Annotated in this window: 24 protein-coding genes; 10 read left to right on the forward strand and 14 right to left on the reverse strand. The window is 58.5% G+C overall.

What is annotated here, in order from left to right:
- Window positions 1–126 precede the first annotated feature (126 nt).
- The gene (gene htpG, locus CCGE525_RS28500; RefSeq protein ID WP_120707601.1) at window positions 127–2016 is read left to right on the forward strand and encodes a molecular chaperone HtpG; all 1890 of its coding nucleotides are present in this window, start codon (window positions 127–129) and stop codon (window positions 2014–2016) included.
- 313 nt (window positions 2017–2329) lie between these two features.
- A complete protein-coding gene (locus CCGE525_RS28505) occupies window positions 2330–3820 on the forward strand; it encodes a methyl-accepting chemotaxis protein (RefSeq protein ID WP_120707602.1) in 1491 nt (496 codons plus the stop codon).
- A gap of 182 nt (window positions 3821–4002) precedes the next feature.
- On the opposite strand, the gene CCGE525_RS28510 is transcribed toward CCGE525_RS28505, so the two are convergent.
- Window positions 4003–4635, reverse strand: a complete 633-nt coding sequence (locus tag CCGE525_RS28510; RefSeq protein WP_120707603.1) for a response regulator transcription factor — start codon at window positions 4633–4635, stop codon at window positions 4003–4005.
- On the reverse strand, window positions 4632–5714 hold the full coding sequence (locus CCGE525_RS28515; RefSeq protein ID WP_245472198.1) for a sensor histidine kinase: 1083 nt from the start codon (window positions 5712–5714) through the stop codon (window positions 4632–4634). The genes CCGE525_RS28510 and CCGE525_RS28515 overlap by 4 nt, the downstream gene beginning before the upstream one ends.
- A gap of 452 nt (window positions 5715–6166) precedes the next feature.
- Here CCGE525_RS28515 and CCGE525_RS28520 point away from each other — a divergent pair, with 452 nt between their 5' ends.
- Together CCGE525_RS28520 and CCGE525_RS28525 are read left to right on the forward strand one after the other, a co-directional pair.
- Window positions 6167–7900, forward strand: a complete 1734-nt coding sequence (locus tag CCGE525_RS28520) for an ABC transporter permease (RefSeq protein WP_120707605.1) — start codon at window positions 6167–6169, stop codon at window positions 7898–7900.
- Window positions 7901–7931: 31 nt separating this feature from the next.
- Entirely contained in the window at window positions 7932–9242 is a 1311-nt protein-coding gene (locus tag CCGE525_RS28525; protein ID WP_120707606.1) for an ABC transporter ATP-binding protein, read from the forward strand.
- A gap of 146 nt (window positions 9243–9388) precedes the next feature.
- On the opposite strand, the gene CCGE525_RS28530 is transcribed toward CCGE525_RS28525, so the two are convergent.
- Both CCGE525_RS28530 and CCGE525_RS39200 read right to left on the reverse strand, forming a co-directional pair.
- On the reverse strand, window positions 9389–10756 hold the full coding sequence (locus tag CCGE525_RS28530; protein ID WP_120707607.1) for an FAD-containing oxidoreductase: 1368 nt from the start codon (window positions 10754–10756) through the stop codon (window positions 9389–9391).
- Between the two features lie 467 nt (window positions 10757–11223).
- A complete protein-coding gene (locus CCGE525_RS39200; protein ID WP_245472380.1) occupies window positions 11224–11526 on the reverse strand; it encodes a hypothetical protein in 303 nt (100 codons plus the stop codon).
- Here CCGE525_RS39200 and CCGE525_RS28535 point away from each other — a divergent pair.
- Together CCGE525_RS28535 and CCGE525_RS28540 are read left to right on the forward strand one after the other, a co-directional pair.
- Window positions 11438–13138, forward strand: coding sequence for a type I secretion system permease/ATPase (locus CCGE525_RS28535; protein ID WP_245472332.1), 1701 nt, complete (start codon window positions 11438–11440; stop codon window positions 13136–13138). The two genes, CCGE525_RS39200 and CCGE525_RS28535, sit on opposite strands and share 89 nt — an antisense overlap.
- Window positions 13135–14445 carry an HlyD family type I secretion periplasmic adaptor subunit gene (locus CCGE525_RS28540; RefSeq protein ID WP_120707609.1) on the forward strand — a complete coding sequence of 437 codons (1311 nt, stop codon included), beginning with the start codon at window positions 13135–13137 and terminating at the stop codon, window positions 14443–14445. The genes CCGE525_RS28535 and CCGE525_RS28540 overlap by 4 nt, the downstream gene beginning before the upstream one ends.
- A 24-nt stretch (window positions 14446–14469) precedes the next feature.
- Here the strand turns inward: CCGE525_RS28540 and CCGE525_RS28545 are convergent, their stop codons facing one another.
- Window positions 14470–15099 carry a L,D-transpeptidase family protein gene (locus tag CCGE525_RS28545; protein WP_162950336.1) on the reverse strand — a complete coding sequence of 210 codons (630 nt, stop codon included), beginning with the start codon at window positions 15097–15099 and terminating at the stop codon, window positions 14470–14472.
- A 99-nt stretch (window positions 15100–15198) separates the two neighbouring features.
- Complete coding sequence (locus CCGE525_RS28550; protein WP_120707611.1) at window positions 15199–15810, reverse strand: GntR family transcriptional regulator; 612 nt, start codon at window positions 15808–15810, stop codon at window positions 15199–15201.
- A 90-nt stretch (window positions 15811–15900) separates the two neighbouring features.
- On the opposite strand from CCGE525_RS28550, the gene CCGE525_RS28555 reads away from it, so the two are divergent.
- On the forward strand, window positions 15901–16350 hold the full coding sequence (locus CCGE525_RS28555) for an OsmC family protein (protein WP_205587487.1): 450 nt from the start codon (window positions 15901–15903) through the stop codon (window positions 16348–16350).
- A 167-nt stretch (window positions 16351–16517) separates the two neighbouring features.
- Here CCGE525_RS28555 and eglC read toward each other — a convergent pair whose 3' ends face one another.
- Complete coding sequence (eglC, locus tag CCGE525_RS28560; protein ID WP_120707613.1) at window positions 16518–17957, reverse strand: endo-1,3-1,4-beta-glycanase EglC; 1440 nt, start codon at window positions 17955–17957, stop codon at window positions 16518–16520.
- A gap of 425 nt (window positions 17958–18382) precedes the next feature.
- Here eglC and CCGE525_RS28565 point away from each other — a divergent pair, with 425 nt between their 5' ends.
- A complete protein-coding gene (locus tag CCGE525_RS28565) occupies window positions 18383–18883 on the forward strand; it encodes an invasion associated locus B family protein (protein WP_120708672.1) in 501 nt (166 codons plus the stop codon).
- Window positions 18884–19146: 263 nt separating this feature from the next.
- Here the strand turns inward: CCGE525_RS28565 and CCGE525_RS28570 are convergent, their stop codons facing one another.
- From CCGE525_RS28570 to istA, 4 genes are all read right to left on the reverse strand, one after another.
- Window positions 19147–19401, reverse strand: coding sequence for a DUF982 domain-containing protein (locus CCGE525_RS28570; protein ID WP_120707614.1), 255 nt, complete (start codon window positions 19399–19401; stop codon window positions 19147–19149).
- A 255-nt stretch (window positions 19402–19656) separates the two neighbouring features.
- Window positions 19657–19899, reverse strand: a complete 243-nt coding sequence (locus CCGE525_RS28575) for a DUF982 domain-containing protein (protein WP_120707615.1) — start codon at window positions 19897–19899, stop codon at window positions 19657–19659.
- 329 nt (window positions 19900–20228) lie between these two features.
- Window positions 20229–20966 (reverse strand): IS21-like element helper ATPase IstB, encoded by a 738-nt coding sequence (gene istB, locus CCGE525_RS28580; protein ID WP_120702904.1) that lies wholly within the window; start codon window positions 20964–20966, stop codon window positions 20229–20231.
- A gap of 12 nt (window positions 20967–20978) precedes the next feature.
- Entirely contained in the window at window positions 20979–22508 is a 1530-nt protein-coding gene (gene istA, locus CCGE525_RS28585) for an IS21 family transposase (RefSeq protein WP_120703235.1), read from the reverse strand.
- Window positions 22509–22979: 471 nt separating this feature from the next.
- Here istA and CCGE525_RS28590 point away from each other — a divergent pair, with 471 nt between their 5' ends.
- Window positions 22980–23453 carry a DUF4334 domain-containing protein gene (locus CCGE525_RS28590; protein ID WP_245472333.1) on the forward strand — a complete coding sequence of 158 codons (474 nt, stop codon included), beginning with the start codon at window positions 22980–22982 and terminating at the stop codon, window positions 23451–23453.
- 65 nt (window positions 23454–23518) lie between these two features.
- Here CCGE525_RS28590 and CCGE525_RS28595 read toward each other — a convergent pair whose 3' ends face one another.
- Both CCGE525_RS28595 and CCGE525_RS28600 read right to left on the reverse strand, forming a co-directional pair.
- A complete protein-coding gene (locus CCGE525_RS28595; RefSeq protein ID WP_120707616.1) occupies window positions 23519–23980 on the reverse strand; it encodes a DUF1801 domain-containing protein in 462 nt (153 codons plus the stop codon).
- 136 nt (window positions 23981–24116) lie between these two features.
- Complete coding sequence (locus tag CCGE525_RS28600) at window positions 24117–24587, reverse strand: DUF1801 domain-containing protein (RefSeq protein ID WP_120707617.1); 471 nt, start codon at window positions 24585–24587, stop codon at window positions 24117–24119.
- Window positions 24588–24871: 284 nt separating this feature from the next.
- Here CCGE525_RS28600 and CCGE525_RS28605 point away from each other — a divergent pair, with 284 nt between their 5' ends.
- On the forward strand, window positions 24872–25216 hold the full coding sequence (locus tag CCGE525_RS28605; protein ID WP_120707618.1) for a hypothetical protein: 345 nt from the start codon (window positions 24872–24874) through the stop codon (window positions 25214–25216).
- A gap of 338 nt (window positions 25217–25554) precedes the next feature.
- Here CCGE525_RS28605 and CCGE525_RS28610 read toward each other — a convergent pair whose 3' ends face one another.
- On the reverse strand, window positions 25555–25845 hold the full coding sequence (locus CCGE525_RS28610) for a hypothetical protein (RefSeq protein ID WP_120707619.1): 291 nt from the start codon (window positions 25843–25845) through the stop codon (window positions 25555–25557).
- Window positions 25846–25883 lie beyond the last annotated feature (38 nt).

The raw sequence follows: 25883 nt of genomic DNA on the forward strand, positions 1-25883 counted from the left end.
ACTCAAATTCACATCAAAGAAAAAGCGTCGTGCTGACCTCGGCAGACCGACAGCGGCTTGAATTTTTGTCCGTCATCCGCCACCTCTTCGGCTCGACTTCTAAAATTTCCAGGAGACCAGACGCACATGACGACGACCACCGCAGAAAATCCCGCTGAGAGCCACGTCTTTGAGGCAGACGTTGCCCGCCTTCTGCACATGATGGTTCACTCGGTTTATTCGGATAAGGATGTTTTCCTACGGGAACTGATTTCGAATGCGGCTGATGCCTGCGAAAAGCTTCGCTATGAGGCAATTGCCACACCTGTATTGCTCGCAAGCGATCCCGACAGCCGTATCGTATTGACGCTCGATGAGGAGGGCGGCCGGCTTCTCGTCGAAGACAACGGTATCGGCATGAGCCGCGATGAGATGATCGAAGCGCTTGGAACGATCGCTCGCTCCGGCACGCGGGCGTTCATGGAACGCATCGAGGCAAACAAGCAGGGCGAAGGTGCGCAACTCATCGGGCAGTTCGGCGTCGGCTTCTATTCCTGCTTCATGGTCGCCGAGCGTGTCGATGTCGTATCGCGCCGCGCGGGCGCGGATAATGCCTGGCTTTGGTCTTCCGACGGCAAGGGCGGCTACAGCGTCAGCCCAATCGACATAAGCGAGGCGCCGGCACGCGGAACACGCATTACCCTGCATCTCATGGACGATGCAAAGAGTTATGCCTCCCGCTGGAGCATTGAGCGGATCGTTAAAGAACAGTCGGGGCATGTACCGGTCCCGATCCGGATTGCAGAAAAGCCCGGCGCCGAACCGACACAATTGACCGACGGAACCGCGCTCTGGACCAAGTCGAAGAACGACATTACCGGCGAGGAATATATCGACTTCTATCGCGGCGTGTCCGGTCAGTATGACGAGCCGGCTCTGACGGTGCATTTCCGTGCCGAGGGCCGCCATGAATATTCCGCACTCGCCTTCGTGCCCGGCTCGCAGCCATTCGACCTCTTCGATCCCGATCGAAAAGGCCGCATGAAGCTCTATGTGAAGCGCGTCTTCATCACCGATGAGGCGGAATTGCTGCCGCGCTACCTGCGCTTCGTGCGCGGTCTCGTCGATACTGCCGATCTGCCGTTGAATGTGTCGCGCGAAATGATCCAGGAGAGCCCGATCCTGACGGCGATCCGCAAGGGTGTCACCAATCGCATCATCACGGCGATCGAGAAGCAGGCGGAGAGCGACAAGGACGCCTTCCTGAAAATCTGGGAGAACTTCGGCAGCCTCATCAAGGAAGGCCTCTATGAGGACTTCGAGCGCCGCTCGCAACTTCTGGCCCTCTCACGCTTCCGCACGACTGTGTCTGGGGACGGCTATCGTTCGCTCGCCGATTACGTCAAAGATGCCAAGGAAGGCCAGCGGTCGATCTACTATCTCGTCGGTGGCAGCCTGGATCAGCTGAAGGCTTCGCCACAGCTTGAAGGCTTCCGTGCCCGCGGCATCGAAGTTCTGCTGCTGACCGATTCCGTCGACAGCTTCTGGGTCACCAACGCCCCGGAATTCGAGGGCAAGAGCTTCAAGTCGATCACCCAGGGCTCCGCGGATCTCGCGCAGTTCAACAGGCAGGATGAAGGCAAGCCGGAAAGCGAAAGCGCTTCCGCCGAAGTGCAAGCCTTCCTCGACTATGCCAAGCAGAAGCTCGCCGCTGAGGTATCCGATGTGCGCGCATCCGATCGCCTGATCGAAAGCGCCGTCTGCCTCGTTGCTTCAGAGCAGGGCTATGACCGGCAGCTCGAGAAGATCCTGCAGGGGGCCGGCCGTCTGGAATCTGGCGCCAAGCCGATCCTCGAAATCAACATGGATCATCCCGTCGTCAAGGCCATCGCCGCCAAGGCGGATGCGCAGTCGCTGCGCGACGATGCGGCATTCCTGCTACTCGATCAGGCACGGGTTTTGGACGGTGACAAGCCGGCCGATCCGCGCGCCTTCGCTGAGCGGTTGGCGCGGTTGATGGAACGAGCATTGCAGTAGGCAAAGGCGGCTTCTGCAATCCAATGTTCCGCGGCGGATGGATCGTTGCCATCCGCCGCGGCAAATGGCGAAGCAGCCTGCCTCGGCTGTCTTGAAGACACTCCAATGCGGGCGGGGGGCTTTGTGCCGGGAGCCACCGCTTTCGGCCAGCCGCTCACCTTCGTGCGATAACGACATTCAGAGACGTGGAGGCTTCGGGACAGGCGATTATGGGCTACAAACCATAGCGCCCGCTTAACTCTCGGGAAACCATATTTGGCAACAAGGAAGCCAGCGGGCTCTGCGCTGAGTCATCCTCTGACCGAGATTTTCAATGACCTCTGAACATTCGACGAATACTCTTCACCAACGTCTTGATTTCATCGAGTTCGACGCCGAGACGCGTGACACGCTCAGGGAATTGCGGCCCTTGATCGCGGAAAAACTTGGCGGTGCTCTGGATAAACTCTATGGGAAGATCGCGAAGGCGGCTGGCGTAGCCGGCTTGTTCCATAGTGAAAGCCACATGGCCGGAGCGAAGAGGAAGCAGCAGGATCATTGGGCCAACCTCGCCAATGGAAACTTCGATGCGCCTTACGTCGAGGGTGTACGTGCCATCGGCAGAACGCATGCCCGCGTCGGCCTCGAGCCCCGCTGGTACATTGGCGGCTATGCGATCGTCATGTCGGAACTGATCAAGGGCATTGTTGAAAAGCAATCGTCGACGTTCTTTCGCCGTGGTCGGGGAAAGAAGCTGGCGGCAGGAATTTCTGCCGTCGTAAAGGTAGCGATGTTGGACATGGATTATTCCATCAGCGTCTACCTCGAAGCCCTCGAAGACAAGCGCAAAGCGCTCGAAGAGGAACGGCAGCGCACCGAAGCAGACCAGGCGCTGGCTCTCGCCCATCTGCGTCGGGCGCTGGCGGCGCTTGCCAAGGGCGATCTTGATGCAAAACTCCCGGCAGACCTGCCGGGAACCTTCCAGGAAATGGCTTCGGACTACAATCAGGCAGTCGGCGCGTTGCGCAACTCCTTCGCGTCTGTTCACAGTACATCTGGCGAGATCCTGGCCGGAACCGAAACGATATCGAAGGCAACAGACGACTTGGCGTTGCGGACCGCCCAGCAGGCGGCGGGTGTCGAGCAGAGTTCAGCTGCCCTTCAGCAACTCACCGTCAGTGTCGGCCAAACGGCTGCGAATGCCGAGAAGGCCTCTAAGGCTGTTCGCGAAACCCAGCAGCGGGCAAGGAGCTCAGGCCAATTGGTCACCGATGCCGCCTCGGCCATGGCCGCGATCGAGCAGTCGTCAAGCGAGATTTCGAAGATTATCGGCGTGATCGACGAGATCGCCTTTCAAACGAATCTGCTCGCGCTCAACGCCGGTGTCGAAGCGGCTCGTGCCGGAGACGCGGGCAAGGGCTTTGCGGTTGTGGCCCAAGAGGTCCGGCAACTGGCACAGCGAAGCGCCGAGGCCGCCAAGGAGATCAAGCAGCTTATTTCGGAAAGCTCCGATCAGGTGAACAAGGGCGTCGGTATTGTCAGCGATACGGGCGAAGCGCTGAGCGATATGATCGGCCGGATCGATGTCATCAACCAGTTCGTTTCCGACATCGCAGGCACAGCGCGCGATCAGGCTACCGGCGTCGACGAGGTCAATGTCGCGATCCGCGGCATGGACACGATCACCCAGCAGAATTCCGGCATGGTCGAACGCACCTCCGCGGAGACACGCCGACTTCGCAACGAAGTCGAAAATCTCGTACATCTCCTCCAGCGTTTTGGTGCCGCCGGCGGAAAAGCCAAACAGCTGAGCCGGGCCGCCTGATCCAGCGGAGAAGGCTGCGGACGATCGGTCCTAAGGGCGAAAGAGGGGCGGCAAACGGCCCCTCCAAGGCTGTTCTCACTTGACGGCACCTGGAAAAACAAAGGTGCCGGTCGCCTTGATAAAGGGATCACTACAAAAGCTGCTCGCCTGTATTCAGAAACAGCGGCTCAAATATCTCGCGGTTATTCCGTTAGTCTGTCCGAAATCCTGATCAGGTCGGCCAAAGTTCGAGCCTGCATCTTGCGCATGACCTGACCGCGCCGGACCTTAACCGTAATCTCGCTCACGCCAAGAGACCCAGCGATCTGCTTGTTCAACAAACCGCGGACCACAAGCCGCATAACGTCTTGCTCGCCCGCAGTGAGGTCGAGCCAGCGGTCTCGAAGTTCCGCCGTGACATGGTCTTCAGCGCGCCGCAGGGTATCATTTCTGATCCCCTGGTGGATGGCATCGAGCAGGTCCTGGTCACGGAATGGCTTGGTCAGGAACTCGATGGCGCCGTCCTTCATCGCGCGCACTGACATCTCGATATCGCCATGACCGGTGATGAAGATGATCGGAAGGCGAATGCCGAGCCGCGTCATCTCCCGCTGGAAGTCCAATCCGCTCTGACCGGGCATGCGGATATCGAGCACCAGGCAGGCCGGTGCGTCGGCGAGGCCATTGTCGAGGAATGCTTGGGTCGATCCGAACGAGATCACGTTGAGGTCGACGGAGGCCAGCAGATCCTCCAGGGCATTGCGCACGGATTCGTCATCATCAATGACGTAGACGATCGGCTTCGTCGTCTCGCCGCTCGGAGGCGGCACTCTCATGCCAAGTTCCTCTCGGCGACTGGCAAGCTGACGCGAAAGGTCGCGCCCATGCGCGGCGTCGACGTGACCGCAATCTGACCGCCATGTGCTTCGACGAACGAACGGCTGATCGACAGACCGATACCCATGCCGCCTTCCTTGGTGGTCCAGAAGGCCTCGAATAGATGATCGAGTGCCGCCGGCTTGATGCCGACTCCTGAATCGGTCACCGTGAAAGCGATCCTGTCCCGATCTTCCTGGAACGTCGTTATCTCAAGTTCCCTCTTGAAGGTTGGCATGACATGCATCGCTTCTATCGCGTTGAGCAGCAGATTCCCGACCACCTGCAGGATCTGCACCCTGTCGACGAGCACTTGGGGCAGGTCCTCGGCGAGGCTCAGATGCAATATGATGTTGTTTCTCTCCGTCTCGTTCTGCGCGATGGCTATCGCCTCGCCGATCGTATCATTGAGGTTCAATGCTTCCCTGTGCAGCGGCTCGCTCTTGGCCAAGCTTCGGACCCGGGTAATGACATCGCCGGCGCGGTTGGCATCATGAACGATCCGGTCGACGGCTTGCCGGGCCTTGTCGATATTCGGTGGATCACGATCGAGCCAGCGCCGGCAGGCTCCCCCGCTGGTGGCGATCGCCGCCAGAGGCTGGTTGACCTCATGGGCGATCGACGCTGTCAACGCACCCAGACTGGTCAAGCGCGCGACGCGCACCATTTGCGCCTGCGCTTCGAAGGCGGAAGCCTGAGCCGCCACGGTCTTGAGGACGAGATAGGTCGTGGTTGCGATGGCGGCGATGCTGATGCCGCAATTCATGAGCCCAGCCTCGAACGAACCGTGCCGCGATAGGAGCAGGCTGAGGCCCGTCAGGCCCACACACAGGCCTGCCAAAAGGATCACACCGCGGGTTGACATGTAGCCGATCGCCAGGAGGATGATCAGAATATAGAAGACCGCTATTGCGATCTCGAACTTGGTAACCGTGTCAGCGACAAACACCGCCACCAATAAAAACAATATCACTGCGGCTCTAAGCTTCGGCCGGTTGTGCCGCGGTGCGGGCATTGCATCTCGTGCGCTGCTGGTCATCAGAACGTCCTGTACCTCGTCAGATGCCAACCGCCCGCGCGGCCCGATACCCTGGACACCGATGTTGACACGCCGATGGCACAGTCCAGGAGCGGTTGGTCTATATTGAACAACGATCAGGGCTCCCAATCTCGTCGTTAGTGGGTTTGTCCGCCGTTAGCTTGACAATCACACGAAACATTTGTCTCCCCGCTGGGGTCAAACGACAACGCAAATCTTCCGGACTATACGAACGTATATCGCCGATATCCCTAGGTTTGCCGGTTCTTACCTGTTGCAACGTGGCTCGGCTGCTATGGGCGCCTTATACTTCTTGCATTCGGGACCGGATACCATGGAGAGCGGTCTATCGGACAACCAGCAGAACAGTGCAGCGAAGCAGCGCGCCTTTCACACGGGGCATCTGCCTCTCTGGTTTCAACATCACGTTTAACGCGAACAGAGTTTTGCCCATGACGTTTCAGACATTCGCTCCGCTTGCCGTCCGGCGTTCCATACTGCCAAGCCTGTGGGACCTGTTTGCACTGCTGATCATCGTCGGCGTGATCGTTCTCGTTGTCTATGGCGCCGAAGTCACGACGGTTCCCCTGTCGACGCTCGATATTGCGCCGCTTTCGCTCGATCCCTCGCGATTGCCGATCTACGCGCTGCGCACCATGCTGCGCATGTTGCTGGCGATCGTCTTCTCCTTGATCTTCACGCTCATTTACGCCTCCGTCGCTGCCAAGAGCCGGCGAGCCGAAATGGTCCTGATCCCCATCCTCGACATCCTGCAGTCGGTGCCGATCCTGGGGTTCCTCACCTTCACCGTGACCTTTTTCCTCAACCTGTTTCCCGGCAGCGTGTTGGGGGCGGAGTTCGCATCCGTGTTTGCCATCTTCACCAGCCAGGCTTGGAACATGACGTTCAGCATGTACCAGTCGATGCGCAACCAGCCCAAGGACCTGGAGGAAGCGACGCGGAGCTTTCATTTGACCGGCTGGCAGCGCTTCTGGCGGCTGGACGTGCCCTTCGCCATGCCAGGGCTGGTGTGGAACACCATGATGTCGATGTCCGGCGGCTGGTTCTTCGTTGTCGCTTCGGAGGCGATCACGGTCGGCGACACCACCGTCACCCTGCCGGGTGTCGGCTCCTACGTGGCGCTGGCCATCAAGCAGCAGAACATCATGGCGGTCCTTTATGCCGTCGTTACCATGCTGTTGGTGATTGTTCTTTATGACCAATTCCTGTTCCGTCCCCTGGTCGCTTGGGCGGACAAGTTCCGCTTCGAGACCACCACCTCCGGCGTTGTGCCGACGTCGTGGATCCTCGATCTTTTCCGTCGGGCACGGATTACCCGTCTTCTCGCCGCTCCGTTCCAAAGGCTGGCGCGATTGGTCTGGACCTTGCGGTTGCCTGCACTGCCATCGCTTAGGTCCCGACAAGCCACTGTGGCTGCCTCCCGCGCGATGGATTGGATTTGGATGGCGCTAGTGATTGCCGCCGCCGCATGGGCCGCCTATCTCAGCATAAATTATCTCAGGGCAAGCATCGGCTGGTCAGATGTGGCGACGGCCATCACGGACGGCTTCATCACTTTGTTGCGCGTCATCGTCCTAATGGCACTTGCCACCCTAATCTGGGTGCCGATCGGGGTGTGGATCGGCCTGCGCCCAAAGCTTGCGGAGAAGGTTCAGCCTCTGGCCCAATTCCTGGCAGCCTTTCCGGCCAATATCGCCTTTCCGGTGTTCGTCGTGCTGATCGTCCACTTCGGGCTCAACGCGGATATCTGGCTGAGCCCGCTGATGATCCTTGGCACGCAGTGGTACATCCTGTTCAACATCATTGCGGGGGCTTCGGCCTTCCCGAGCGATCTCAAGGAAGCTGCCCGTAGCTTCCACATTCAGGGATGGCGTTGGTGGCTGAAGGTGATCCTGCCGGGCATCTTTCCCTATTACATCACGGGCGCCATCACCGCTTCGGGCGGCTCCTGGAACGCCAGCATCGTGGCTGAGGTCGCAAGCTGGGGCGACACGCAGCTCACTACGCCCGGCCTGGGCTCCTACATCGCGCAGGCCACCACGGCCGGCGACTTCCCGCGCGTGGTGCTCGGCATCGTTGTGATGTGTACCTTCGTCACCTTGTTCAACCGCCTCTGCTGGCGCCCGCTTTACGGCTTCGGCGAACGTCGGCTGCGCCTCGGCTGATCGAATCCCTAGCGTTCAAAGGAAAGTTTCCATGCTCGACCAAATCGCAAAAGCTCCGCTCATCGATATCCAGCAAGTCTGCCGCTCCTTCCCCAAACCGAGCGGCAAGGATGTCGTCGTTCTCGAAAATGTCGACCTGTCGATCAAGGAGGGCGAAATCGTCGGCCTGCTCGGCCGGTCTGGTTCCGGCAAGTCGACCCTGTTGCGCATCATCGCCGGCCTGATCTCGCCGTCGTCCGGCCAGGCGCAATGTCGTGGCGCGACCATCGACGGCCCACCGGTCGGCATCTCGATGGTATTCCAGTCCTTCGCACTGTTTCCCTGGCTGACGGTTCTGCAGAATGTGGAGCTGGGGCTCGAGGCCAAGGGCGTCGACCGTGCCGAACGGCGCAAGCTCGCTCTTGCAGCGATCGACCTTATCGGCCTTGACGGCTTCGAGAACGCCTTTCCCAAGGAACTATCCGGTGGCATGCGCCAACGCGTCGGCTTTGCTCGCGCACTGGTGGTCCATCCCGACCTTCTGCTGATGGATGAGCCGTTCTCGGCTCTGGACGTGCTCACCGCTGAGACGCTTCGCACCGACATGATCGATTTGTGGATCGAAGGGCGTCTACCGATCAAGTCCGTGCTGATTGTCACCCACAATATCGAGGAGGCAGTGCTGATGTGCGATCGCATCCTCGTTTTTTCATCCAATCCCGGCCGTGTGGCGCGCGAGCTGAAGGTCGATCTGCCGCATCCGCGCAACCGGCTCGACCCGGCATTCCGCCAACTCGTCGACAATATCTACGCCCTGATGACGCAGCGCACGGAGCCGAGGACGCCGGCCATGGAAGGGATCCCCGGCACCGGAATGGGGATGGTCCTGGAGCCAGTCTCCACCAATATTCTCTCCGGCCTGATCGAGGCGCTTGCGGGTGCACCCTATCACGGGCAGGCCGATCTGCCCGTGCTCGCCGGCACGCTGCAGTTAGAAGCGGACGAACTTTTTCACCTTGGTGAGGCGCTGCAATTGTTGCGCTTCGCCCAGCTCAGCGAAGGCGACATCGTGCTGACCGATGCGGGCAAGAAGTTTGCACACATGGAGACCGATTCTCGCAAGAAGCTCTTCGCCGAACATTTGCTCACCTATGTTCCGGTCATCGGTCTGATCCGCCGCGTGCTCGACGAACGTCCGAACCACACAGCACCTGCCACACGTTTTCGCAACGAGTTGGAGGACTACATGACGGAGTCCTACGCTGATGATACGCTGAAGACGATCGTGTCCTGGTCGCGATATGCGGAACTCTTCGCCTATGACGAGCAAACGGAGATGTTCAGCCTCGAAAATCCCCAGTAATGGCGGCCCGACAAACTAAGCTCCATCCCGACGGAGGCCGGGCCAACTTCTAGCCCTCGTTGCTTAGGAATGTTCGATACGATCGTGCGACTCGAGCTAGGGGCCGGCGCCTTCGTTGACCCCGACAAGGCGAGATGCGGCTGAATCTACTGGCCCGACTTGAGCCCGCCGAGAAGCGTCGGAATGAGCTCGGACACCGTGGGATGGATCGGCACGGCCCATTTCAGAACCGGATAGGGCGTCCCCGCATGCATGGCATCAATGAAGCCGTGGATGGCTTCGTCGCCTTCGACACCGAGGATTGCGGCACCCAGTATCTGTCCGTTGTCGATGTCGGCGACGACCTTCATCAGGCCCTTGGTTTCACCCTTTTCTATGGCGCGTCCGACCTGGCTCATCGGTATGGTCGATGTCGAGATGGAGCGCCCGGTCGCCCGCGCTTCTCGTTCCGTCATTCCGACGCGCCCGAGCGGTGGATCGATATAGAGCGCATAGGCCGGGATACGCTCACTGACCTTTCGATCTTCACCATCCAGCAGATTGGCGGCGACAATCTCGAAATCATTATAAGACGTATGCGTGAAAGCGCCGCGGCCGTTGCAATCGCCAAGTGCCCATATGCCGTCGACATTGGTGGAGAGATGATCGTCGACGATGACATAGCCCTTGTTGTCCAGCGCCACGCCTGCCTCCGAAAGACCAAGATCGTCGGTGTTTGGCCGGCGTCCCGTCGCGATGAGGAGATGGCTTGCTTCGACGTCCGGATTGCCGGCGGTCGAGATGCGGATGTCCTCGCCGCTTTTCGACAGTTTGATGTCCTCAGCATTCGTGTGGATCGATATGCCTTCGGAGCGAAGAACGTCCGCGATTGCCTGGCAGATATCGTCATCCTCTCGCGGGGCCAGTCGCGGGCCGCGTTCGATGATGCTGACTTCAGTGCCGAAACGCCGGTACATCTGCGCGAACTCAAGGCCGATATAGCCGGCGCCGATGATGGCGAGATGGCGGGGCAGGGCGGTCAGATGAATGATGGAGGTACTTGTCAGATATTCGACGTCCGAGAGCCCAGGCAGCGGCGGAATGGCCGGCCTCGCACCGACGTTGAGAAAGATCCGCGGCGCGGTCAATGTTTCCTCTCCGACGCGGATGGTCTTCGCGTTCTCAAAGCGCGCATGTCCCCGTATCAGGGAAATTCCGTCCGTGGACTTCAGCCACGTCGTCAGCGAATCCCTGGCATTATTTATGACGGTCGCGGCGCGTTTCTCGACTGCGGCCATATCCGTCGATATCCCGCCGTCCGTGTGGATACCATAGTCCGCGCCTCGCCGTATCACGTGAGCGGTGCGGGCGCTCGCGACCAGGGTTTTGGTCGGCATGCAGCCGGCATTGACGCAGGTCCCCCCGACGAATTTCCGCTCTATCAGAGCCACCGTCATGCCCGCAGCCGCAAAACGCCCGGCAAGTGATGGCCCTGCCTGCCCTGCACCGATGATAATCGCGTCGAAGGTCTTCATGGTTTTCCATCCCGCAGTTTGATGTCTGTCTTTCACACCGGGTCGGACTGGATGCCGGCACCCCTCAGCCTGTCGCAGTCTACCAGAGTTGAGCAAAACCTGGGTCGAAAACCTGAAGGAGCAATCGGATGGCTTTCGCAAAAAGCACCTGACTGCGGCAAATCAACGCGCATTTGCGTTTTATTATTTAGAATATCCTAACCCAAGGTGAGCTATCCGGCGATCCAGGGCGTCTTTTCGCCATCGGGAAGCATCGCAGCCGGGAGCGCCGTCACAAACACGGCCCCGCACAAATGTTTCCGCACCTTGACGGCGGGCGTCGCTAAGCCATGTCTGACCGCATATGTGTGGCAAGGAGACAGCATGCGAAACGCCAAGGTTGGATTCACTGAGACTGAGAGCGAAGTCAATTTCGACTTCATTAGACGCGGAGGATGGTCGAAGCTCACCTATCGAGCGGTCGACCTTTAGGCTGCAGGCTTAATCGTGGCGCGGAAGTTGCCGTCGTCACCACCGGAATGCCGCTCGACCTTCGTGCGTATTTCCAGGCTCCGGGCACCCGGCAAGAGAACCGCGTTGACGAACTTCAGAGGCATCTCTGCTGCGTGCGAAGGATAACTTAAGGATTTAGGCAACGTGCTTGCTGTTCCGAAAGAACCACCGCAGAAATTCATCTCCGTGATGCTGTCGTCCCTTCGAAAGGCGTTTTTCAGCATTGGCATTGCCAGCGCCGCGATAAACATGCTGGCGCTGACCGGCTCTTTTTTCATGCTGCAGGTTTACGATCGCGTCATTCCTGGCCGCAGCCTTCCAACGCTCGCGGGCCTGGCGATTATCGCCGCCACCCTGTTCATGTTCCAGGGAGCCCTCGAACTGTTGCGCTCGATGCTGCTTGCTCGCGTGGGCATATCTCTCGATGAGCGGCTGAACCGAAAGGTGTTCGGCTCGCTCATCTACCTGCCAACGAGATTGCAATCGTCCGATGATGGGCTGCAGTCCGTCCGCGATCTGGAACAGGTCCGATCGTTTCTGGCTGGAGGCGGCTCGACCGCGTTGTTCGACCTGCCCTGGATGCCATTCTACCTGATCCTATGTTTTCTCTTCCATTTCTGGATCGGCCTGACCGCCTTATGCGGCGCCATCGTGCTCATCGCCCTGACAGCTCTTGCAGAGACGCTGTCGCAAAAACCGGCAGAGCAAGCCGCAAAGTCCTCTGCGGCTCGTCTTGGTTTTGCACAAGCGGCGCGGCGGAACTGGGAGGCGGTGGTCGCAATGGGTTTCAGTGGCCGTCTCACCGAGAAATGGACCGCCATGAATGAAGCATATCTGGGAAATCAGCTCTCGGCCGGCAACATCGTCAGCACGCTGACCACGATTGCGAAGATATTGCGGATGATGCTGCAGTCCGGTGTGTTGGCTGTCGGCGCGATCCTTGTCATCAAGCAGGAAGCGACGGGCGGCATCATCATCGCCAGCTCGATCATGGTCACCCGCGCACTTGCTCCGGTAGAACTTGCAATCGGGCACTGGAAAGGTTTTGTCGCCGCCCGCCAAAGCTGGTCGCGCCTCGCCAAGCTGCTGGATCTGATCCCCGCCGAACACCGGGCTGTCGCCCTGCCGCCGCCGCAAAAGGAGCTCGGCGTCGAAAACATAAGTCTCACCTCTCCTGGCAGCCGCGACTTCATCCTCCGCAACATTTCGTTCAAGATATCTGCGGGGACAGTGCTGGGTGTGATCGGCCCCAGCGCGTCGGGAAAATCGTCGCTTGCCAGAGCGATCACGGGACTATGGCCGGTTGTGATCGGCGCGATCAGGCTCGACCAGGCAGCCCTATCGCAATGGGAGCGGAGCGATCTTGGACGGCACGTCGGATATCTGCCTCAGGACGTCGGTTTGTTCGACGGATCGATTGCCGAAAATATTTCCCGGTTCGCGAAGGACATGCAGCCTGGACCAATTATAGCGGCGGCGAAGGCCGCCGGCGTATACGACATGATCGTCAAGCTGCCGGATGGATTTGATACGGTCATCGGCGAGGGAGGCTCGCGGCTTTCCGCCGGCCAGCGGCAGCGCATTGCCTTGGCACGAGCCCTTTACGGCGATCCATTCCTGGTGGTTCTTGACGAGCCGAATTCCAATCTGGATGCCGAGGGAGAGGCATCCTTGACCACAGCCCTGATGGGCATCCGGGCTCGCGGCGGCATTGCCATTGTCGTTGCGCACAGGCCGAGTGCTCTGGCCGCCGCAGACAAGGTCGCAATCATTGTCAACGGCCAATTGCAGGCGTTTGGACCAAAGGATGAGATTCTCGGCGCATCCATGAGACATTCGGTGGCCGGGCCAGTGCGTTTGATGATAGCCGGCGAGGATGTGAGCGGATGATGAATACGGGCTTGTCTTCCACCGAGCGTGCGATCCGCCGCCTGTCCATTTTCGTGCTGGTAACAATTCTTCTTCTTTTCGGCGTCATGGGCGGTCTTGCCGCGGCAACGAAGATTTCGGGCGCGGTCATTGCTCCCGGTACCTTGGTCGTCGACAGCTATGTGAAGAGCGTCCAGCACCTCAAGGGAGGGATCGTTGGCGAAATCCGCGTGAAAAATGGAGACCACGTCGACGCCGACCAGATATTGATCCGGCTAGACGATACGCAAACGAGAGCCAATCTCGGCATCATCAGAAAGCGTCTGAATGAGCTTTCCGCCAGAACAGCGCGTCTCGTCGCAGAGCGCGACGACAAGAGTGCGATCAGCTTTCCAGCGGATCTTCTGTCCAACACCGGCGACGATAACGTCGCGAGCATACTTGCCGGCGAGCGTCAACTTTTCAGCGACCGGTTGGCATCGCGACAAGGCCAGAAGTCGCAGTTGCGCGAGAGAATTCAACAGTTGAAACAGGAAGTGGACGGCTTCGTCGCGCAGGAGAAGGGGAAACGAACCGAGATCGAGCTCGTCAACAAGGAACTCGGCAGTCTCCAGCGACTGTTCGATCAAGGAATCGTCCCGGCGGCGAAAGTCTATTCTCTGCAGCGAGACAGCGCTCGCCTGACGGGGGAGCTCGGTAATCTTGTCTCGTCGATCGCGCAGACCAATGGCAAGATTACCGAAACAGAACTGCAAATCATTCAGATCGACAATGACCACAGCTCGGAAGTCGCCGACCAACTGCGGCAGGCCGAAAGCGACACCGGTCAATTTTCGGAGCGGCTCATTGCAGCCGAGGATGATCTCAAGCGGGTGGACATAAGGGCGCCGCAGTCAGGCATTGTCGATCAGTTGACTGTCCATTCGGCCGGTGCCGTGATTGGCCCGAAAGAAGCGATCATGCAGATCGTCCCGGACAAGGACGCATTGGTTGCCGAACTGAAACTCTCGCCGCAGGATATCGACCAGATCGCCGTCGGGCAGGTGGTCGCGCTGCGATTCTCCGCCTTCAACCAGCGCATTACACCCGAACTCAATGGGCGCGTCGAAACCATTTCGGCCGATCTGACGACCGATCAGCATACGGGCCAGGGCTATTACATCGTTCGCGCCAAAGTGCCGAAGGAAGAGTGGGATCGATTGGGGAAGCTGACGCCTCTCCCCGGCATGCCGGTGGAGGCATTCATGCAGACCGGCCGGAGAAGCGTTCTTGCCTATCTGACCAAGCCAATGACCGATCAGATAAAGCGTGCATTCAGAGAGGATTAGGAGGCTTCTTCGAGCGGGCGCTCCTTAAGCCGGAGTGCCGCTTGAGGATTTGATGGCGCCGCCGCCTTTCTGTCCATCGTCGAAATCGATATCGATGACCATGCCTGGCACAAGCCTGGAAACAAGGTGTCTTAGATCGCTTTGCCGGACCGCGACGCATCCTGCTGTTCCCGACATGTCGGCTCTGGCAGCGTGAACGAAAAGGGCGCTTCCCCGGTAGGGCTCGACGCTGGCGTCGTTGTAACCAATCGGCACGACGATATCGAAAAGGGGCTCCGGCCGTACCCTGTTTAAACGCTCTGCGTCCGGAGCGCCGCCGGGGGTGATCGTCAGGCGGTTGTAAGATGGGCTCTCCGCGTCCTCTTCCCAAACCATTTCGTCAGTCATAGGGACGAACGGAAATGGCAATCCGGAAGGGGGAGGCGTCCATCGGCTGGAATTGTAAAAACCGTACCGAAGCGGGAATATGCCGATGGGAGTGCAGCCATCGCCCTCGCGCTTCAGTGAGGCCGCAATCAATCCACCACGTCCCACAATACAAGGGGCCGTCCATTCGCCGATCGATAGTGTTCCATAATGCAACTCCGTCGAGTTGCGTGGAACACGAACCTTGACCGTTGGCAGGTGATCATGATGGGGAACGACTGCGGTCACAAGAAGAAACTCCAATATGCCGGGCTCATTTGAGTGCTCATGAATTATCTTCGTAACCTGGATTGGCCCGGTCGGCAAAGACCGCGCTCATAAGGGCACTCAGCCGGTTTGCGCTTCAAGCAAACACCTTCTTGCTCCCTCAATGTGGTCCTTCAGCAAATTCACCGCTTCGTCAGCCCGTTTTTCAATGTATGCGCAGGTAATCTTCTCGTGGTCGTCAAGCCAGGACGGCGTCTCATCGATCAGCTTGTCGTACCGCACCGAATACATAATGCAATTTCTGCGCAATTCCTCGATCATCGCAACCTGTCGCTGACGACCTGCGGGCGCATATAGCGTTGAATGGAAGAACCAATCGCCCTCGATCCATCCTGATCTGCCAGCTTCCAGAGCTGATTTTTGAAGGGCATACCTGACGTCCGCATAATACGCCTCGCTGACCGACGCCATCGCATGCCGCAGGAGATCGCATTCCAATAGAATTCTTAAATCGAACACGTGCGAGAGCTCATCTCGATTGAGTTCGATCACCTGCGCCCCCTTGCCTGGCACGAGAGCGACCAATCTTTCCGAGGCGAGTTGCTGCAACGCGTCTCGCACCGGTATGCGACTCACCCCAAATCGCGCAGCCAGGTCGGTTTGAGACAACCAAGTCCCAGGCGAAAGTACGCCTTTGAGGATTTCCAGTTTCAATTGTTCGGCAACCGACATCTTGCTTACCCATCCAATTGTGTATACGCGTATACATATCATAAATCGCTACGCATATGAAGAGAGCGATATGCGCCATGGAGGCTTATCATGAAGATGACGGTTGAGGTTCATTGGGAGCGTGAAGATGCGGTATTCACTGACAAGCGTTACAGCCGTGCGCATATTTGGCGCTTTGACGGCGGCCAAGTCGTGCCAGCGTCGGCTTCGCCGCATATCGTTCCGCTTCCTTATTCTGTGGAAGCCAATGTCGACCCAGAAGAGGCCTACATCGCGGCGATATCCAGTTGCCATATGTTGACTTTTCTCTCGCTCGCGGCGCCCAAGGGTATTGTCGTCGAGAGCTACACCGACAAGGCGATCGGCGTGATGGAGAAGGTCGACGGAAAATTGATCGTCAGCCGCGTCGAGCTCAAACCGACTATTGTCTACGCCGGGGGGCAGCCGACCTCCGTAGTGGAAGCGGAGCTGCACCATTTGGCGCATGAACAGTGCTTCATTGCCAATTCGGTCAAGACGGAAATTCAGGTCGCCGCGTGAGACATCCATTCCGCCGTGATTGATCAGCGGACATCTGGGGCCGAAAAGGGGCGGACACCGGAACCTATTGCATTGCTAATCCAGCCTTGAGCGCCTACTTCAAGCGGGCACTCAAGGCTGGACAAAAGATGGGGCGCGGGGAAGCCTATCGCTTCAGGCTCTTGTCACTAAATATGCCAGTCCGGAGTGTGGGCAGCCGCGGCAGCGGCCGTCTGGGTGAGATGGTCGTTCAGCTGATAGGCCTTGATGTAGTCGATTTTCATCTCAGACCCGTTCGGTAGGCCATCGGTCGGAGTGCCTGCTACGCCGCCGACTGCCTGATCCACCAGCATATACATCGGGCCGTGCATATCGGCTGGCGTTGCGGTGTGTGCGATTGCTACATCGTCGAAATACCAGACGATTTGATCCTGATCCCACAGCACGCCGTAATTGTGAAAACCATCGGTACTGGGAACTTGCACCGGAATGGTTTGCATCGTGTGTGTGCCCGTCGCGTTCGAGTGAACCGTGGCGTTGACCGTGTTCGGATCCTGCCCGCGCATTTCGACCACATCGAGTTCCGGCGGCCAGGAGCCATCTTCCGGCAGAAGCCAGAAAGCCGGCCATGTGCCCTGATCATGCGGCATCTCAGCCCGCATTTCGAAATATCCATAGGTCTGGGCAAACGACGAATGGGTGGTCAGGATGCCGGATGTATAGTTATGGCCGTCCAGGAGCGATTTCAGCGAATCGGGCGTCGGTTTGGCTGTAATCGTCAGCACGCCGTTCGAAACGGAAAATGGATTGGCCGATGCGGTCGGGCCATAGAGCGGATTGACAAACCACTGCAACTCGCCGTCCCCGCTTATGCTGCTGCCCTTGTCCGGCGCCCACCAATATTTTGCATCCCAGGTGCCTTGCGTGCCCTGGTGAAGGGAAAGCGTATTGAAATCGTCCGAAAAGGTCTGGGTGAGCGCGGAACGGTCGAGGCCGAGCTGAAATTGGTCCGCGTGCAGATCGGCAACCGTCTTGTTGGCGAAAACCAGGCTCTCGCCGCCACCAAGATCAAGCCGCAGATTGGCACCTTGCTGGGTAAGATGACTGACGACCTGATCGAAGGACGTCAGCCCATAATGGTTCAGACGCACCTTGTCGTCGCTGCTGAAATCGGTGATCAGGTCGCTGCCATTACCCTTGGTGAAGATGAAGGTATCGGCACCGCCGCCGCCGGTCAGGACGTCGTTGCCCGCGCCGCCATCGATGGTCTGGCTGCCCGGCCCACCGGTAATAATGTTGTCCGCGCTGTTGCCGAAGGCATGACGGCCATCACCGGTCACCGTGAGGTTCTCGAAATTGTCGGGCAGCGTGTAATCCATCCATGTGACGATGGTGTCGACCCCTCCGCCTGGCGCTTCGGACGCGTGATTGAGGCTCGAATAGAGATAGTAGATATCATCTCCAGTGCCGCCCACCATCGTTACGTTGACGGAGCCGTCACCGTACATCGAATCATTTCCAGCCGTGCCGTTAAGCGTCGGACCAGAGCCTGTGGCGGAAAACCAACTTGTCGAAGTTCCGCTGTAGTAGAGCGGTTGGCCTAGAGCATTGAGAACTGAATTGGGCATCGAAACCTCTTCCGTTGTGCTTGGCTGTCTCCCCCAAAAGCGCTAACATTCCTCCGCGCTTAAGTTAGAGGGATAACATTTTCCGCACCGCAGCACACCCCCCGAAGACGTTAATTTCAGCTTTTTATGAAATTTGCCGGTTCAGAGATCCGTCATGCTTAATCGTGCGGCAAGATCGCATGCTGCTTCCCACGTCGCGTGCCGTTTCGTGGTGCGGAGGAGAAAGCGCGCCGAGTAGTAGATACGGTGGATCAATGCGGCAGGGCGCATTTCCGGCCGGCGCGCCTATGATCCAGTCGGCTGAACATTAACAGATTTTAATGGATCCCTTAAGAAACAGATAACGAACATCCGGTCAGATTGCCCCAGCCAAAGAGCCCTCCGCTCCATTGGCTTCGGCATGTCATATGAAAGGGCAGGAAATCATGTTCGCCAAAAAACTCCCCACCGCGCTCGCGCTCGTATTGTTAGGCTTTTCCACCGCATATGCCGAGCCGCCGGCCCGCATCGGGCAATTTGATGCTTGGGGCGCCTATTCCTATCGGTCCGGAAGTGAAGTTAGCTGCTATGTCCTATCGACACCCACTAGTCAGGTACCGTCGACGGTTGACCATGGGAGCAATTTCTTCATCGTCGCGCGCGGTCCCGACGGAAAGGCATATATGCCTGAAGTTGCCATGGGCTACGATCTGAAGCAGGGCGCGCCAATACAAGCCACGATTGGTGATGCCACCTTCACCATGTTCGCCAAGGACAGACATGGCTGGGTCGAGGATCAATCACAGGAGCCCACCATGGTGGATGCCATGAAGTCGGGCAACGAGCTTAGCGTGCAAGCCACGTCGCGGCGTGGAACGGCGACTAGCTATTCCTACTCACTCTCCGGCATTACCGCAGCGTTGAAACAAATAAAGGTGTGCGAATGAAATAGCAGGCCGTCGTGAAATCCGCAGGCTTCAGTAACGGGCGCCAGCCACGAACAAAAGCCCGCCGCAGACCGGGAGTCAGTAGTCGCGGCGGGCTCACGCTCCAGTGGCCGGCGTGGTACACCGTGAGCTGCGGGGCGCAAACGTCCCGATGGTATGAACTCAGACGAAGCGCTTTGGTTCCCGTCGCAGCGGTGCGATATTTCGTTCGCCCGTACTGATGGGTGGATATGACCGGAAGGCCGCAGTGGCTTGAGCAATGCCTACTGCAACAAAGATATCCCGGCTTCTTTTGCTGCTTTGATGAATGCCTCCCGGGCAGCCTCTGGGCAGGTCACACCCATCATCGCATCGAGGCATATTCGCACCGCGGTCACGTACTCTTCACCATCTTCAATCGGCCAGTGCTCCAGCAGAGTCTCAGCGGCCTCTCGTACCGAATTGACCCGCCGATAACCGTCCGTACCTCCCATCACCAGCGTTACGGCAGAAAATGGCTGCAAGGTGTCTCGATTCAAAACGCATTACCTCCGAAACATATAGATTTCGGTAACCTTGCAAAAAACGTTCCGGGGAGGCGGCAGGGCCTGTCCGCCCTTGGTCGCCAATCGCCAGAATATGACCCGAGAGAGCCAAGACCCCATGTTAATGCCGCTGGCGGTAACGCGAGCGTGGTTGGGCTTAACGCGGCCAAAGCTCAAACTGTGGGGAAAATATCTCGGTAAAGCCGCACTTGGCGTCCCCGCCGGCGAAAGAGCGATCAGCCAACAGCCTCATCGACAAACCAGAAGTGCCTCGATCGAGGCCATCTCGAAGGCGTCCCGTGCCTCGCTCGCCGTACATTCATGTTCGAGCGCGGCGTTGCAGACCTTCTTGGCCTCTCTCAAAAAGACACCATCGGTGATGGGCCATTCTTTTTCCAGGCACCCTACGGCCTCAGCCGGGCTTTTGACGGCCTTTTGTTTCCCGCTGCTGACAATGACGGAGACGGGTGCCTCCCATGCGAGAGCGCTCATTCTGTTCCTCCTTTGTCTTTCAGATAAGGTTAGACAAACGATGGCTTTTACCGCTCTGTTCCAAGAGCAAGATCAAAAAATTCCATCTCCGTAAGAAAAAGCTGCACAAGTAAGCCGAATTACAAATCAGGGTTACAAATAAGGCAGCTTTTCGACAGGAGAGCGTATGCCCTAAAGGCAGATAACTGGCCGGTCGGCCGAACTGCCGATTCCGATGAAGCCGCCCCTTTGTTCCGAGATGATTGCGCCCCTTGATTCCGGGATGATCTCGCCCCCTGTTTAGTGGGGTCTGCAGGCGATGATTGTTGTCAGTCCATTTAGGCGGGGTGTCAAGCTTTTCGGGGCAGGTTTCGGCGTAGGCTATCGCCGCTCAATTCGATGCGATGGGCGTTGTGAACGAGGCGATCCAGGATGGCATCAGCATAAGTCGGGTTTCCTATGACGTCGTGCCATGCCGACACCGGAAGTTGGCTGGTAATGATGGTTGATCTGCGGCCGTAGCGATCTTCCAGGATTTCGAGGAGGTCGTGCCGGGCCTGTTCGTTGAGCGGTTCGAGACCCCAGTCGTCGAGGATCAGGACTTGAACATGGCCCAGGGTACGTTGCAGCCGAGCATACCTGCCGTCGCCGCGAGCAAGTGCGAGCTGAGCAAACAGTCGTGGGACACGCTGATAGAGAACGGAACGATCGTCACGGCAAGCCTTGTGGCCGAGAGCGCAGGCTAACCAGCTTTTTCCGACACCCGAGGGTCCGCAAATGGCCAGATTGTCATGAGCGTTGATCCAGTCGCCGCCGAGCAGCTTCATGAAGAGCGCGCGATCAAGGCCGCGCTCGCTGCGGTAGTCGACATCTTCCGGGGTGGCCTGGTGGCGAAGCTTGGCAAACCTGAGGCGTGCGGCAAGCTTACGATCGTAGCGGGAACTCCACTCCCGTTCGAGCAGCAGTCCTAGCCACTCGGCATGCGAGAGATGTTCGGCTTCGCCGTTGGTGACGAGCTCCCCGAAGGCCTTTGCCATGCCGGCCAGGCCCATGGAATTGAGTTTGTCGAGTGTTGGATGGGCAAGCATTCTTTGTTCTCCTTAGTGGTAATAGCGAGGTCCACGGATGTTTTCGTGTTGGATAGGCTCATGCGAAGGTGGTCCATTGGTGGAGGCGGCTCGATCGAGATGATTGTCGAGGATGGAGCGCACCGAACCGTAGGTCCGGGCCCCGATCTCAAGCGCACGGCTGCAAGCAGCGTTCACTCTGTCGCGGCCAAAGCTTTTGTTCAGGCGGATAATTCCCATGCAGGCTCGAAAGCCCTGCTCCGGGTGCGGCCTGTCGGCGAGGATCTTCTCACACAGCAATGCAACCTCCGGCCCGATGGAAGAGGCCTCGCGTTGAATGCGTTCGATCGTCCAGTCGGCAAAGCGGCGGTGGGCCGAGGGCATGTGATCGGGGATTGTGGTGTGCTTGCCGTTACCGCTGGAGCGGCGATGAGCGGCTATTCGCTCGCCTTTGTGGAATATCTCGATCGTATTGGCGGTGATGCGCGCCTCGACTTGCTCGCGAGCAAAGCGATAGGGAACGGAGTAATAATGCCGCTCGATCTCGACGTGGTAATCCAATCCAGCACGCCGGATACGCCATTCCGCAAAGACATAGCGTTCAACGGGCAATGGCCTTAAAGCGGGCCGGTCGAGCTCTTCGAACAATTGGCGGCGCGTGACGCCAACCCGGCGAAGGACACGCCTGTCGTTCAAATCATATAGCAAGTCGGCAATCGCCGCATTGACTTCGGCCAGACTGTAGAAGGTGCGATGGCGGAGGCGGCCCAGCAGCCAACGCTCGACGATACGAACCGCAGCCTCGACTTTCGCCTTGTCGCGGGGGCGTCTCGGCCTCGTCGGCAGGACGGCGCTGCCATAATGCGCTGCCATCGCGCAATACGTCCGGTTGACCTGGGGATCGAAGTGGCACGCCTTGATGATCGCCACCTTGGCATTGTCGGGAACCAGCAACGCCGGCGCACCGCCGAAGAACTCCAGCGCCTGAACATGGCATTCGACCCAGTCCGGAAGCGTCTCGGTCCAGCGCGCCTGCGCGAACGAAAGACTGGATGCCCCCAGGACAGCGACAAATAAATGGGCCTGCCGTGTTTTGCCCGACAGCCGATCAACGACAACAGTGACCGTGTCGCCGGCGTAGTCGACGAACAATTTGTCGCCCGCCATATGATCCTGCCGCATCGTCACCGGCAGCTTCAACGCCCAGCCGCGATAGAGGTCACAATATCGGCTGTAGCGGTAACCATCGGGATAACGGCTTATGTATTCGTCCCAGAGAATTTGCAGCGTCACGTGCTTGCGCTTGAGCTCGCGATGGACTTGCACCCAGTCAGGCTCCGGTGCGCGACGATGACCCGTCTTCGTCCCAGCCGCACGGTAGAGCGCCGCCTCCAGGACGGCATCACTCACGTCATCATCCAACGGCCACGAAAGCCCCGCAGCCGCCGCCCGTCGCAGCGTCTCGCGCACCGTCGAGGCTGCTGCTCCGACCCGAACCGCAATCGATTTGTGGCCCAGCCCTTGCTCGGACCGATATCTCAGTATCTCGCGGACACGCCGCATCTCCAGTCTCTCCGCAGGCATCCCGTTCCTTCCTTGTCATCATTGACGGAAGGAACTTCACACCGGCAGAACACCCTTGCCACATCCCTCCGTAGGGGCGGCATCATCTCGGAACAAGGGGGCGACTAATTCTCGGAATTGGGGGGCGACATCATTTCGGAATCAGGGGGCGGATTGCCTCGGAATTTGCAGCCGAACCGACGCTGTCCAGTCAAAGCGTAAAATAGTAGCACAAGATTGTCGAAAGAACGGCATCTGGTTGTTTTGAGATGAGACGATGCGGAACTTGATTCGATCATCAATGTTCCTGAAACGGGCTGCTCCGCCCGCCTTTTGAGGAGGTCTTGTCATGAATGACCGAAATCGTATGTCGACGGCTGTCGAAAGCGCCGGCTGAGCGACGTGGAAAACACGCGGCAAATTCCAAGCAGTTTCCGATCGCAGGCCGAAGCCTTTGGCTATTTCGATTGCCTGGACGCAGCCTCGGTCGGCGAACTCACCGGTCTTTGGCAGGGTCATGGCATCGCGTCCGGCCACCCGCTGGACGGCGTCCTGGAAAATCTCGGATGGTACGGCAAGCGCTTCAGGTCTGATCGTAGAGCCGATGCTCTGCTATTTGCGGTAGGACCTCACCGGCTCGTGGCGATCGACCCGGGAATGATCCCTTTGAAACTCGCCTTCCGCTTTCATCGCGTCGGGCGGACCAGGGCGGCGCGCGGCTGGTTTTCGTATCTGCAGAAGATGTGGCGGGCAAAGGGGCCGGTCGCCTCCCTGCGATCGATGTCCTTCCGAGGCAAGACGAGCGCTGCAATGGTCTATGACAGTCAGCCGATCACCGACTATTTCCGCAGAATTGATGATGATCGGCTCCTCGGCGTGATGGCAGCCGAGGGCGACGATCGGCATTATTTTTTTGTTCTCATGCGCATAAAGACGGAGGCCTAGGACGCCGGAGCCGGCCCGCTTTCGACAGTCGGCAGGCCGTCAATGGCTTCTGTGGCCGGCTTCCCTCACGCGCTTTTCGGTTTCTTCTGGGCGCGGGCGGGGCGAGCGGCAGCGCGCGCCGATGTATTCACTGCCACGGCGGCGCGAATGAGCGCCTTCAACGCATCTTCATCGATCGCGTCGCTCTCGCGAAAATCGATGGCACGCCGGGTATTGCCTTCGAGGCTGGAATTGAAGAGACCGGAAGGATCTTCCAAAGAGGCGCCCTTGGCGAAGGTCATCTTGACGACTTCCTTGTAGGTCTCACCGGTGCAGATTATTCCGGCGTGCGACCACACAGGAACCCCTCTCCACTTCCATTCCTCGACCACTTCCGGGTCGGCCTGTTTGATGAGAGTCCGGATCCGAGCGAGCGTCTCGCCCCGCCAATCATTCAGCTGCTTGATTCTCGCATCTATCAGCTGAGAGGGAGAGTCTTCTCCTTCTTTTGAGACGCTGTTCTCCATCGTTGTTGTCGCCTTCCTCATGGCTTGTTACCCACCCGGCGCTTCAGTACCGTTTATTAGCGTTTGGCGCCACCGCATGTTGTTTCTATCGGGTCTTCGATGGTCAATCCAGACCCGCAGATCGTCCTCGCGCCGTGCACACACGTTTAATGGCTGCTCACATTCGCTCGCCCGGCAATTGGCTGGCCTGCTTCACCCAGGCCGCGAGCTGAGCTTCGTCAAGCTGGTCGTCCTCGCGGATGTTGAGGTAGCGTGTGTCCTTGCTCTTGGACTCGCCGGGGGGAACAGGTCGCAGCGACGTGCCGCGGAAAAAAGCCACTTTGACATAATTCGTGAATGTATGGATGCCGAGGAACCAGCCGCCGCCCTCGATTCCATATAGCGGCGAGTTCCACTTTACCGCCTTATGCACGCCGGGAACGGTGCGTGCGATCAGCGCGTCCAGGCGGCGCCCGACATCGCCTTTCCAGCCCGGCAAAGCCGCGATGTAGGCCTGCACAGGGGCGTCGCCGTCGGCCTTCGCGATCTGAGGATTGCCGCCTGCGAGGAGGGCTGGCTCCTCAGCAACCCGCTTGATGGTGGTCTTTTTTGCGACCTTCGCCGACCTCTCTGGTGCCTTGCTGGCCATCGTGTTTGCTCCTTGAATTTACCTCATCCGGTTGGCAATGCGTCGTCGTTATCAGCCATATGCGGCGGTGACGCATTTCGTATGACTACCGTCTTTAGATACCTGCGCTATTTAACTTTGTAAGTGGCATGGAAGACGTCACATCTCGCTGTCCGAGTGTAGCGCAGGATAAGCGAGCCGTACCGTTATGGTACCAAGGTGGCTGAATGAACGGCTTGTTCGGGTAGTGTTCAGGTAAGTGTCGTATCGTTCACTCAAGGAACCGACATCAGAAGGAGCAAAAGATGTTTGGACGTCTCGCAGCAGTTTCTTACATAGCGTTGGCTGGATTGGCAGCGTCGCAATTGCTTCCCTCGGTCGCAATGGCGCAGTATTTCGACGATAACCAGGACAACGGGCCGCCGCCGTGGGCCCATCACCAGGATCAATACTGGGATCACTCGCAGAGAGACTATTACGGTGGCGGCTGCAGCCGGCGTGAGCTCATGGCAGCCGCGCGTGACGAAGGCTTCCGGCGCATCGATTCAGTCCAGATGAATGGACGGCGCATCGTCGTCCGTGGCTGGAATGACGGCGGCCCTGACCGCATGGTCTTTGCCAACCGGCGCGGCTGCCCGGTTATCGACTGAGGCGTCAGTCGTTCTTCATCGCGAGCCGAGTTAGCCGGCGGGGTAGGGTGCGCTTGAAGTATCGCCCGGCCGCGCTTGAATAAGTCCGGCCCAGCCCCGCACTCGTCAATCATTTCCTGCGGCCTTGAGAGAGGAACGTGAGATGGAAATAGTGGTTGGCGGGTTATCCGGTGGAAACGGGCGGGAAGGGCCTTTCGATTAGCGTTCAACGAGATCGACGTTATCAATCCCTCACTAAGCTGAAGGGATGGAAGCTCCCGGCGTCGACGTGTTCACGCGGAGACGCTTGCTATCCAAAATCAGCGAGGCCCGACAGATATGCCGGGTCTCGGTTGCTGCTAGTCGCAGCGTCGAATCGTCCTTGTGACCCGATCACCATCTTCATTTATGCGGGTAATGCTCTTGGTATAGCACCGGTCGCGGTCATAATAACGATCGCGCTCGCGAAGTCTGCCGATCGAGATACCCTGATCGCTTATGATCACGCCGGCGCGATCACGATGGTGCGGGTAATAATAGCCGTCATCATACGAGGGGCCGCCGACAATGACGTCCTGCGCGAATGCAGGGACGGCAACGGAACCCACAGCGAGAACTGCCAGTGCGCATCCTATGATTGCGTTTCGCATGAGTTTATCCTCCTTGCTTGCATGTTTAAGCAACGACT

This window comes from Rhizobium jaguaris (genome assembly GCF_003627755.1).
Lineage (GTDB): Bacteria > Pseudomonadota > Alphaproteobacteria > Rhizobiales > Rhizobiaceae > Rhizobium > Rhizobium jaguaris.